This window comes from Pseudooceanicola lipolyticus (assembly GCF_002786325.1).
In the GTDB taxonomy this organism is placed as follows: domain Bacteria; phylum Pseudomonadota; class Alphaproteobacteria; order Rhodobacterales; family Rhodobacteraceae; genus Pseudooceanicola_C; species Pseudooceanicola_C lipolyticus.
In genome coordinates this window covers 16,080-27,342 of the sequence record NZ_PGTB01000045.1, presented here as the reverse complement: position 1 = coordinate 27,342, position 11,263 = coordinate 16,080, and the positions used below count along the sequence as shown (strand labels likewise).

Annotated in this window: 12 protein-coding genes; 6 read left to right on the top strand and 6 right to left on the bottom strand. The window is 63.9% G+C overall.

All coding sequences use genetic code 11. From position 1 onward, the window contains the following. The 6 genes from CVM52_RS12445 to CVM52_RS12420 all read left to right on the top strand — a co-directional run. On the top strand, positions 1–422 hold a 422-nt coding region (locus CVM52_RS12445), incomplete at its 5' end, for an HAD-IA family hydrolase (protein ID WP_133119837.1). Further along, entirely contained in the window at positions 419–1,123 is a 705-nt protein-coding gene (locus tag CVM52_RS12440) for an ATP12 family chaperone protein (RefSeq protein WP_100162819.1), read from the top strand. The genes CVM52_RS12445 and CVM52_RS12440, both read left to right, overlap by 4 nt. A gap of 201 nt (positions 1,124–1,324) precedes the next feature. After that, positions 1,325–2,341 carry an amino acid ABC transporter substrate-binding protein gene (locus CVM52_RS12435; protein WP_100162818.1) on the top strand — a complete coding sequence of 339 codons (1,017 nt, stop codon included), beginning with the start codon at positions 1,325–1,327 and terminating at the stop codon, positions 2,339–2,341. A 125-nt stretch (positions 2,342–2,466) separates the two neighbouring features. After that, on the top strand, positions 2,467–3,705 hold the full coding sequence (locus CVM52_RS12430) for an amino acid ABC transporter permease (RefSeq protein ID WP_100162817.1): 1,239 nt from the start codon (positions 2,467–2,469) through the stop codon (positions 3,703–3,705). 1 nt (position 3,706) lies between these two features. Further along, positions 3,707–5,005, top strand: a complete 1,299-nt coding sequence (locus CVM52_RS12425; RefSeq protein WP_100162816.1) for an amino acid ABC transporter permease — start codon at positions 3,707–3,709, stop codon at positions 5,003–5,005. An 11-nt stretch (positions 5,006–5,016) separates the two neighbouring features. Further along, positions 5,017–5,808 carry an amino acid ABC transporter ATP-binding protein gene (locus CVM52_RS12420; RefSeq protein ID WP_100162815.1) on the top strand — a complete coding sequence of 264 codons (792 nt, stop codon included), beginning with the start codon at positions 5,017–5,019 and terminating at the stop codon, positions 5,806–5,808. A 142-nt stretch (positions 5,809–5,950) separates the two neighbouring features. Here CVM52_RS12420 and CVM52_RS12415 read toward each other — a convergent pair whose 3' ends face one another. The 6 genes from CVM52_RS12415 to yidC all read right to left on the bottom strand — a co-directional run bounded on the left by CVM52_RS12415 (position 5,951) and on the right by yidC (position 11,247). Beyond that, entirely contained in the window at positions 5,951–6,448 is a 498-nt protein-coding gene (locus CVM52_RS12415) for a SixA phosphatase family protein (protein WP_100162814.1), read from the bottom strand. Beyond that, entirely contained in the window at positions 6,445–7,098 is a 654-nt protein-coding gene (locus CVM52_RS12410) for a ferredoxin (RefSeq protein ID WP_100162813.1), read from the bottom strand. The genes CVM52_RS12415 and CVM52_RS12410 overlap by 4 nt, the downstream gene beginning before the upstream one ends. 5 nt (positions 7,099–7,103) lie before the next feature. Then, a complete protein-coding gene (argB, locus tag CVM52_RS12405; protein ID WP_100162812.1) occupies positions 7,104–7,967 on the bottom strand; it encodes an acetylglutamate kinase in 864 nt (287 codons plus the stop codon). Between the two features lie 65 nt (positions 7,968–8,032). Beyond that, positions 8,033–8,686 carry a ribosome biogenesis GTP-binding protein YihA/YsxC gene (gene yihA, locus CVM52_RS12400; protein WP_100162811.1) on the bottom strand — a complete coding sequence of 218 codons (654 nt, stop codon included), beginning with the start codon at positions 8,684–8,686 and terminating at the stop codon, positions 8,033–8,035. Next, positions 8,683–9,417, bottom strand: a complete 735-nt coding sequence (locus CVM52_RS12395) for an MOSC domain-containing protein (protein ID WP_100162810.1) — start codon at positions 9,415–9,417, stop codon at positions 8,683–8,685. The genes yihA and CVM52_RS12395 overlap by 4 nt, the downstream gene beginning before the upstream one ends. Next, complete coding sequence (gene yidC / locus CVM52_RS12390; protein WP_100162809.1) at positions 9,418–11,247, bottom strand: membrane protein insertase YidC; 1,830 nt, start codon at positions 11,245–11,247, stop codon at positions 9,418–9,420. Positions 11,248–11,263: the final 16 nt, after the last annotated feature.

Genomic DNA, 11,263 nt, shown 5'->3' with positions numbered 1-11,263 from the left:
CCGCCGGCTCGCCCCTGTTTCCCGGCGCGCGCGAGGTGCTGACGCAGCTGGGCCGCGCGCCCGATCTGCTGCTGGGCGTGGCAACGGGCAAGTCGCGGCGCGGGCTGGATGCGCTGATCGCCGGGCACGGGCTGGACCATGTGTTCGTCACCCGGCAGGTGGCCGATGATCACCCGTCCAAGCCGCACCCGTCGATGATCCTGACCGCGCTGGCCGAAACCGGCTGCGCCCCCGAAAACGCGGTGATGATCGGCGATACCACCTTCGACATGGAGATGGCGGTGGCCGCCGGGATCGCCGGCATCGGCGTCGGCTGGGGCTATCACCCGCGCGACAGCCTGCACCGCCATGCACGGCAGGTAGTCGACGATTTCGCCGCCCTGCCGGCGGCGCTGGACTCGCTGTGGAAGGTCGGCGCATGAGCGAATGGAAACAACGCCGGTTCTGGACCGAGGTGACCGTGCGCGAGGCCGAGGGCGGCTTTGCCATCGCGCTGGACGGGCGGCCGGTCCGGACGCCGGGCAAGGCGTTGTTGTGCCTGCCCACCGAGGCGATGGCGCAGGAAACCGCCGCCGAATGGCAGGCGCAGGAGGGCACGGTAAACCCGCTGACCATGCCGTTCACCCGCTCGGCCAATACCGCGATCGACAAGGTCGCGCATCAGCATGGCGAAGTTGCCGACATGCTGGCCGATTACGGCGATAGCGATCTGCTGTGCTATCGCGCCGATGCCCCCGAAGAACTGGTGCGGCGGCAGGCCGAAACCTGGGATCCGGCGCTGGACTGGGCCGCCACCGAACTGGAGGCCCGGCTGGAATCACGCGTCGGCGTGATCCACGCCGCACAGGCGCCCGAGCCGCTCGGCCGGCTGCGGGCGCGGGTCCATGCGCTGACGGCGTTCCAGCTGGTCGGATTTCACGATCTGGTCAGCCTGTCCGGATCGCTGATCCTGGGCTTTGCCGCAGCGCAGAACTGGCGTGATCCCGAAACCCTGTGGCAGATGTCGCGCCTGGATGAAACCTGGCAGGAAGAGCAATGGGGCGAAGATGACGAGGCGCGCGCCGCCGCCGAAATCAAGCGGTTGGCCTTCCATCACGCCAAGCGCTTTTTCGATCTGTCCTGAGTTCCAGCCGCGCTGCCTCACTTTGGGTCAATGCGCGGGGTGACACATTGATTTGTTTGATCAAACGCTTGACGTTTGTCGAGGAATCCGCCCACACTTGAGGCCACTGAGGGGGAGTTTCCCTGTATCGGTGTTTCTCATGGCATATCATATGCCGGAAAAGTCGCCCGCAACGAGGCGGAAAATCAGGAAGAGGTTCTCATGAATAAAACCGTATTATTTGGCGCGCTTACCGTCGCAAGCCTGTCTGCCGGTGCGGCAGCAGCTGCCACGTTGGACGACGTCAAGGCGCGTGGCACGCTGAACTGCGGTGTGACCACTGGTCTGGTCGGTTTTGCCGCGCCGGACGCGAACGGGGAGTGGAAAGGGTTTGACGTGGCCGTGTGCCGGGCGGTTGCCGCTGCGGTTCTCGGCGACCCGACCGCTGTCGAATTTGTTCCCACCACCGGCAAAACGCGCTTTACCGCGCTGGCATCGGGCGAAATCGACATGCTCGCCCGGAACACCACCTGGACCTTCAGCCGCGACGTCGACCTCAAGTTCACCTTCGTCGGCGTGAACTATTATGACGGCCAGGGCTTCATGGTGCCCAAGGCGCTGGGGGTATCCTCGGCCAAGGAACTGGACGGTGCCACCGTCTGCATCCAGACCGGCACCACCACCGAGCTGAACCTGGCGGATTTCTTCCGCTCCAACAACATCAGCTACGAGCCGGTGCCGATCGAAACCAATGCCGAGGCACAGCAGCAGTACCTGGCCGGTGCCTGCGACGTCTACACCACCGACGCTTCGGGTCTGGCGGCCACCCGCGCCACCTTTGAAACCCCGGGCGATCACGTGCTGCTGCCCGAGATCATCTCGAAAGAGCCGCTGGGTCCGCTGGTCCGGCACGGCGATGACGATTGGGGCGACGTGGTGCGCTGGACGCTGAACGCGCTGATCTCGGCGGAAGAGCTGGGCATTTCCTCGGCCAATATCGAGGAACTGTCGAAAGGCACCAACAACCCGGAAATCAACCGGATGCTCGGCACCGAGGGCACCCTGGGCGAGATGCTGGGCCTGGATGCCGATTGGGCCAAACGCGCGATCATGGCGGGTGGCAACTATGGCGAAATCTTCGAGACCAATATCGGTGAATCCACGCCGATCGGTCTGGCCCGCGGGCTGAACGCCCAGTGGACCGATGGCGGCCTGCTGTACTCGCCGCCGTTCCGCTAAACCAAAGCGGGGAAGGGCGCAGGGCAACCTGCGCCCTTTTCCAAACCTATAAACGCCCGATCTTCGGCGAGCTGGGAAAAACCCGGCCGTAGAACAGGAGCGGGCAGTCAACAGGGGCGTCAGCTATGACGATACTCACCGATCCGCCCGGGGGCAGCTTCCGCGTATCCATGCTATTGAACGATACGCGTTATCGTTCGATGACACTTCAGGTCATCGCGGCGCTGCTGCTGGCATTGGCATTGGCATATCTTTACGGCAACCTGGCGAGCAATCTCAGAGAAGCCGGACTCAAAATATCCTTCGAGTTTCTGAGCAGCCCCGCGGGCTATGACATCAATCAGACCTTGATTGACTACAACAGCCAGTCGAGCAACGTTCGGGCCGCTGTTGTCGGGGTGTTGAACACCCTGCTGGTCGCCTTCCTGGCATGTATCACCGCCACCGTGTTCGGGGTGATCGCCGGGGTGCTGCGCCTGTCCAACAACTGGCTCGTGCGCAAGCTCATGTCCGTCTATGTGGAAGTGTTCCGCAACATTCCTGTTCTGATCTGGATCATCATCATCTTCACCATCATGACGGCGGTGATGCCCAGCCCCAGCGCGTTCAGGGGCGACGATCCGGCTTCGACGATGCTGTTTGATCTGTTTGCCTTCACCAACCGCGGCGTTTACGTCCCCGGCCCCTACTTTACGCGGGGCATCGGTGGCGAAGAGGGCGCGGCGCTGAACTGGCTGCTGGTCATCGCGGTTCTGGTGGGATCCTATTTCGCAACCCGGGCTGTCACCACCCGGGCGAACGACACGCAGGCAAAAACCGGCATCCGGCCAAAGACGTTCTGGTTGAACCTTGGCATCTGGATCCTTCCCGTCTGCGCAGTCTGCCTGATCATGGGGCTAAGCTGGGACGTCCCGGAATTACGCGGCTTCAACTTCGGCGGAGGCCTGAAAATCGGCGGGCCCCTCATCGCGCTGTGGTTTGCCCTGTCCATCTATACCGGCGCATTTATCGCCGAAAACGTGCGGGCGGGTATTCAAGCGATAACCAAGGGCCAGACCGAAGCTGCCTCGGCACTTGGCCTGCGGCCCGGTCGTGTCATGAGTCTGGTGGTGCTGCCGCAGGCGTTGCGGGTGATCATCCCGCCGCTGATCTCGCAGTATCTGAACATCACCAAGAACTCCTCTCTCGCCATTGCAGTGGGCTATGCGGATATCACCGCCACGCTGGGCGGCATCACCCTGAACCAGACCGGGCGCGCCATCGAATGCGTCCTGCTGCTGATGTTGTTTTACCTGGTCATTTCGCTGCTGATCTCGGCGGGGATGAACGTGTACAACAACGCCGTCCGGCTGAAGGAGCGCTGACATGTCCGATACACATGCAGAGTCGGTTGCCTATGTGCGGGAAACCGCGATTCCGGCCTCGCCGGCTCCGGCAAATGAAACCGGACCGATCAAGTGGCTGCGCGACAACCTCTTCGCGACCTGGGCAAACGCCCTGCTGACGGTTGCTGCGCTCTACGTCATCTACCTGGTGCTGTCTTCCACGCTCCCCTGGATTTTGGGAGGGATCTGGACAACGTCATCTCTCTCCGAATGCCGGGATGTTTTGGCAGGTCGGGTCGGTGCCTGCTTCTCGGTTCTGACCGAGCGTTGGTCGCAGTTGCTGTTCGGGTTCAAATATCCCCCCGACCTGTATTGGCGCCCGACTCTGGCGTTGATCCTTTTGTTTGTGGCGGCGGCGCCGGTGCTGTTTTTTGATCTGCCGCGCAAGCTTTTGATCATTACCGCCCTCTATCCCTTCATCACCTACTGGCTGATCTGGGGGGGAAGCGTCCTGGTCCCGATCATGGCGCTGCTGGGTTTTGTCGGGGCCTATGTGGCCTATAGCCGGCTGGTTACCCAGAGCTTCGCGATTGGCTTTTTCGGCGGAATCGCGGCGGCCCTCGTGATCTGGTATCTCGGCGGTATGATCACCGCTGCATTGGCGCCGGCCAACCCCATCCTCACGGCCGTGCCTTCCCGCGATCTGGGCGGGTTCATGTTGAACCTGATGCTCGGGGTCACCTGCGTTTCCCTCTCGATCCCTCTGGGGATTGCCCTGGCGCTGGGGCGTCAGAGCTCGATGCCCCTGATCAAGGCGATCTGTGTGATCTTTATCGAGTTCATTCGCGGGGTGCCGCTGATCACGCTGCTATTCGTTGCAAGCGTGATGCTGGCATATTTCTTCCCGCCGGAAGCGAATGTCGATCTGTTTCTTCGGGTCGTGATCATGATCACCATGTTCTCGGCGGCCTATATCGCCGAGGTCATTCGCGGGGGTCTGGCCGCCTTGTCCAAGGGGCAATACGAGGCCGCTGATAGCCTCGGCCTCGACTACGCCCAGTCCATGCGGCTGATCATCCTGCCGCAGGCGCTGAAAATCTCCATCCCCGGCATCGTCAACATCGCCGTGGGGCTGTTCAAGGATACCACCCTCGTTTCGGTGATTTCGATGTTCGATCTTGTCGGAATGATCCGCGGCCCGATCCTGGCCTCGACCGAGTGGAACGGTGTCTATTGGGAATTGCTGGGCTTTGCCGCCTTGCTGTTTTTCATCGTCTGCTACGGTATCTCGCAATATTCGCAATGGCTTGAACGCCGACTTGCAACCGATCATCGTTAAGGAAGTCAATCATGTCTGAAACCGCAGAACCCCGGGCGATCGAGACCTCCAAGATGAAGGTATCGGACGAGGTTGCCATCTCGATCCAGAGTATGAACAAATGGTACGGGCAGTTTCACGTATTGCGTGACATCGACCTGACCGTCTATCGCGGCGAGCGGATCGTGATTTGCGGGCCTTCGGGCTCGGGCAAGTCCACGCTGATCCGCTGCATCAACGCGCTGGAGGAACATCAGAAAGGGTCGATCACCGTGGATGGCACCCTGCTGTCTTCGGATCTAAAGAATATCGACAAGATCCGCTCCGAAGTCGGCATGTGCTTTCAGCACTTCAACCTGTTCCCGCATCTGACGATCCTGGAGAATTGCACGCTGGCGCCGATCTGGGTCCGCAAGACCCCCAAGAAAGAGGCCGAGGCGACGGCGATGCATTTCCTTGAGAAGGTGAAGATCCCGGATCAGGCGAACAAGTATCCCGGCCAGCTTTCGGGCGGGCAGCAGCAGCGCGTGGCGATCGCCCGGTCGCTGTGCATGAGGCCGCGGATCATGCTGTTCGACGAACCGACCTCGGCACTGGACCCGGAGATGATCAAAGAGGTGCTGGACACCATGATCGAACTGGCCGAGGAGGGGATGACGATGCTCTGCGTCACCCACGAGATGGGCTTTGCCCGTCAGGTGGCCAATCGCGTGATCTTCATGGATGCCGGCCAGATCGTCGAGCAGAACGAGCCGGAAGAGTTCTTCAACAACCCGCAAAGCCCGCGCACCCAGCTGTTCCTCAGCCAGATCCTCGGGCACTGATACCGGGGACGAGGAGGTCCCGGATCAGGTCCGGGACCGCGACGCGCATGAGACACCCCGGCCGTCGTGCCGGGGTTCGTTGTTTCTGTACCGGGGACGGGGAGGGGGGGCGCTCGGCCAGGACCCGCGATCGCGGCGCGGTTCACACCCCCGGCAGATCACGCGGCACCACGAAATCCAGCGTATTGGCCTCATGCCAGTTGGCCTGCGCCCAGGTCTCCGCCGAAAACCCGGCAACCAGGGTCGCGCCGGTCGGATAATCGGCAAAGCGGGGATGCGACGGCGGCGCGCTGACGATCTGGGCGGCAAAGGCGGCAATGCCGGGATTATGCCCGATCATCAGCACCCGTGTGCCGCCGGCCCTGCGCAGACAGGCCAGCATCTCTTCTTCCCCGGCATGGTAGAGCGCGTCGAGATATTCCGCGCCCGCCTCCAGCCGCAGCCCGTCCAGGGTTTCGCGGGTGCGTCGCGCGGACGAGCAGAGCACCCGGTCAGGCAGCCAGCCCCGCTGCCGCAGCCAATGGCCCAGCGCCTTGGCCGAGCGCCGGCCGCGCCCGTTCAGCGGGCGGTCGAAATCCGCTGCCACAGGATCGTCCCAGCTCGATTTCGCGTGGCGCATCAGGATCAGTTGCAGGGTCATCGCGGGTGAAACGCCTTCATGTGATGCGCCGATTGCGCCGCTTGGCGTCCCGCCCCGGCGCTGACCGGGCAGGCGCGTCGGGCGGCACAGCCATTCTCCATGCAATCGCGCCCCGGCGCGGTGTCGAGATAGCTGTGGCAGGCTTCCAGATGATAGGGCTGACCGGCGCGCAGCGCACCGACCGGGCAGGCGGTGGTGCAGGGCTTGTCGGCGCAGCTGGCACAGGGGCTGCTGCCGGTGGCGGCGGGAAAGGCGATGCGGCCCGGCAGCAGCAGCGCGCCGCGATAGGAAATCATCAGCCCCACCGTGTCATGCACCAGCATACCTACCGGGCTTTTGAAGGCACGTCCCGAGGCTTCGGCCCAGCGGATGAAGGGCGCATAGGGCGGCCCGCCAAACGGAAACACCGCCTGCGCCCCGACATCGCCGGCCAGGGCGCCGATCACGCGCAGCGACCAGCGGTCCACCGGGTCGGGCTGGCGATCCGAAGCTTCGGGCGAGGCGGCAAATACCGGCCAGAAGGCCGGCCCGGCCCCCAACAGGATCAGCGTGCCGATTTCGTCCTCGGGGTTCAACGCCCCCATCACGATCAGCCCGGCGCCCGCTGCCGCGGCCTCGATCCGCTGATAGCTGGCGCCGCGCAAGGACATCGGACCTAATCGGCCCGGATCATCGACCCGGCGCCTTGTTCGGTGAACAGCTCCAGCAGGCAGGCATTGCGCTCGCGCCCGTCGATGATCACCGCCGCGCGCACGCCGCCCTCGACCGCGTCCAGCGCGGTCTGGGTCTTGGGGATCATGCCGCCCGAGATCACGCCCTCGGCGGTCAGTTCGCGGATTTCATGCGCCTTCAGCTCGGTCAGCAATTCGCCCGCCGCGTTCTTGACCCCGGCCACGTCGGTCAGCAGCAGCAGCCGGTCGGCCTTGAGCGCCTTGGCATAGGCACCGGCGGCGGTGTCGCCGTTGACATTATAGGTCTCGCCATTGCGGCCGGCGCCGATCGGGGCGATCACCGGAATGATCTCTTTCTCGAACAGCAGGTTCAGCAGGGTCATGTCCATCGCCGTCGGCGTGCCCACCAGCCCCAGCGCAGGATCCTCGGGATCGCAGACCATCAGATTGGCATCCTTGCCCGACAGGCCCACCGCCTTGCCGCCCTGGCCCTGGATCGCCTGCACGATCTTCTTGTTGACGGTCCCGGACAGCACCATTTCAACCACGTCGACGGTGGCGGCATCGGTGACCCGCTTGCCGTTGACGAATTCCGATTTGATCTCAAGCTTGTCCAGCAGCTTGTTGATCTGCGGGCCGCCGCCATGCACCACCACCGGATTGACGCCGCACAGGCGCAGCAGCACCACGTCGCGGGCGAATTCGGCCAGCGCCTCGTCACTGCCCATGGCATGGCCGCCCAGCTTGATCACCACGATGGCATCGTCATAGCGCTGCAACAGCGGCACCGCGCGGGACAGCGTTTCGGCTGTGGCCTTGCGGTCGGTCAGGGTGTCCTGTGTTTTCATGATCTCTCCTCTACCCGCGGCCTTATCCAGAATGGGGGCCATCGCGCAAGTGTCTTCGCGCCGGGTCATTCCAGCCCCGCGATGATCGCCCGCAGCGTGCCGATGCCTTCGCCCTTTTCCGACGAGGTCAGCACGATCTCGGGATAGGCGGCGGGATGTTTGGACAGCGCGCCGCGCACCTGCGCCAGCATCTTGTCCATCTCCTTGCCCTTGACCTTGTCGGCCTTGGTCAGCACCGCCTGGAAAGTCACCGCCGAGGTGTCGAGCAGCTTGAGGATCTCTTCGTCCACCGGCTTGATGCCGTGCCGCGCATCGATCAGCACGAAGGCGCGGCGCAGGGTGGGGCGGCCCGACAGGTACTGTTTCAGCAGGCGCTGCCATTTCTGCACCTTGTCCAGCGGCGCATTGGCATAGCCATAGCCGGGCAGGTCGACCAGATACAGGTCGGGGCCCTGGGTAAAATAGTTGATCTCCTGGGTCCGGCCCGGCGTGTTCGAGGCGCGGGCCAGCGCCTTGGTTCCGGTCAGGGCGTTGATCAGGGTCGACTTGCCGACATTCGAGCGCCCGGCAAAACAGACCTCCAGCCGGTCGGCCGGGGGCAGGCCGGCCATGGCGACCACGCCTTTCAGGAATTCGGACTGGCCGGCAAACAGCAGCCGCCCGCGTTCGCCCGCGGCGGGCTCGGGCGCGTCGGCCAGGGGGAAGGGCAGCGGTGTCACAACAGCTCCAGCGGCGCGCCGGTGGCGATGTCGCCGCCGGAAATTACCCGCGCCTTCACCCCGAAATCGATATGCCCCCAGTTCTGGCGCAGGCTGCGCAGCGTCTGGCAATCCTCTTCGCCGGTCTCCGGGTTCACCTGGGTGGCACGGCAGCGGTCGATGCGTTCGACCACCTCCAGCACCGCTTCGCCGATGCGCAGGCGGCGGCCGGGCCAGTCCAGCTCGGTGAAGGGCTCGGGCCCGTCGACCCACAGGTTGCCGCGAAAGCGGCGCGGGTCGAGATCTTGGCCGCAGGCCTCGGTCAGCGCCGCCAGCGAAGCGGTGCCCAGGACCGACAGGCAGGCATAACCGGCGTCCGACATGCCTTCCTCGGGGGCGGCGATCAGGCGGCCCAGCGGCGGCCGTTCGGCCGGCCAGAGCGGTGCCAGCCAATCGGCCAGCTTTTGCCCGTCACGGTCGGGATTTATGTCGATGCGGCCGGCGCGCGGATGGGCCAGATGCAGTGTGTCACCGTCGGTTTCGGCGGTGATCGCCATCAGCTCCGGCCCATAGCAGCCCCGCGCGAAGTTCGAGCAGGGCTGCCAGGTTCCGGTATCGGTGTTGTTTCCGGTCAACAGGGCCCAGGCCCGGTCGCCCGGCAGCGGGCGCCCGGCGGTCAGCGTGACCGCCTCCAGACGCTCAGCCCCGATGCCCTTGATCGGATGGCGCCAGATCTGGGCAACCCGGCTCACCTATTTCTTTTCCTTCGCCTCGGCCGCGGCCTTCTTGCGCGAGAACCCGGCCCGGATGTTGCCGAAGACGTCGGGGGTATAACCCTGGCTGCGCATGATCAGGTACTGCTGGGTGAAGGTGATGGTGTTGTTGGCAATCCAGTACACCACCAGCCCGCTGGCAAAGCCGCCCAGCATGAACATGAAGATCCAGGGCATCCAGGCAAAGATCATCTGCTGGGTCGGGTCGGCAGGGGCCGGGTTCAGCTTTTGCTGCAGCCACATCGAGATGCCCAGCAGCAGCGGCAGGATGCCGATGAAGATCAGCGCCAGGATGCTGCCCGGTTCGGGAGCGGCAATCGGCAGCAGGCCGAACAGGTTCATCAGCGTCGTCGGATCCGGTGCCGACAGGTCCTGGAACGGGCCGAACCAGGGCGCGTGGCGCAGTTCGATTGTGACGAAGATCACCTTGTAGAGCGAGAAGAAGATCGGGATCTGCAGCAGGATCGGCAGACAGCCCGCGGCCGGGTTCACCTTTTCCTTCTTGTACAGCTCCATCATGCCTTGCTGCATCTTCTGGCGGTCGTCGCCGGCGCTTTCCTTCAGCTTCTCCATCTGCGGCTGAAGCTCTTTCATCTTCGCCATCGAGACGTAGGACTTGTAGGCCAGCGGGAACAGCAGCGCCTTGATGATGAAGGTCAGCGCGATGATCGACCAACCCATATTGCCGATCAGCTGGTTGATATTGTGCAGCAGCCAGAAGATCGGCTTGGTCAGGAAAAAGAACCAGCCCCAGTCGATCGAATCGATAAAGCCTTCGACCCCGGCCTGCTGGTAGCCGCGGATGGTCTCCCATTCCTTGGCGCCGGCGAACAGCTGGGTGGTGACGCTGGTTTCGCTGCCATCGGCGATGGTGCGGGTGGGCAGCACCGCCTCGGTCTGGAAGATGTCGCGGCGTTCGTCATATTTCGCCACCGACTTGAAGGCGCTGCCCGGCTGCGGAATCAGCGTGGTCATCCAGAAATGGTCGGTAAAGCCGATCCAGCCGTCCTGGGCCACTTGCACCACCTCGGCGCGGGCGCCTTCATTGGGGTCAACTTCCAGGTCGGGCAGGTTCTTGTATTTGGTTTCCTCCAGCGTGCCGTCGGACATCCGCACCAGGCCTTCATGCAGGATAAAGAAATTCTTGGCATCCGGCGGCGTGCCGTGGCGGGCGATCACGCCGTAAGGCGCCAGGCTGACCGGCGCGCCCGAGGCGTTTTCGACCGATTGGGTGATGGTGAACATGTAATCTTCGTCCACCGCCAGCGTGCGCCGGAAGGTCAGCCCGCTGCCATTTTCCCAGACCAGGGTGACCGGGCTGTCCACGGCCAGGGTCTCGCCACTTTCGATCTGCCATTCGGTCCGCGCGCCGGGCACGTCCTCGACGGTGGCACCGGCCCCCGGCGCCCAGCCATACAGCGCGTAATAGGCGTTGGGGGTGCCCACCGGCTTCAGCAGTTCGACGATGTCGGAATTATCGTCCAGGCTGACGCGGTAATCCTTCAGGAACAGCTCGTCGATGCGGCCGCCCAGCAGCGAGACACTGCCGCTCAGCCGCGGCGTGTCGATGGCGATGCGCGGGGTGTCGGCCACCGGCTCGGCCCCGGTGCCAACCTGCGCATCCGCACTCAGCGGCGCGCTGCCATCGGCAATCGGCGCGCCTGCGGTCGGGGCGCCGTCGCTCTGTTCCACCGCGCTGGTCTCGGGCATCGGTTCCGGTTCCGGGGGCGGAAACAGCAGAAACCAGACCAGGATCACCAGGAAGCTGAGGGCAGTTGCCAGGATGAGGTTTTTGTTCTGATCGTCCATGTGGGACCGGCACCTT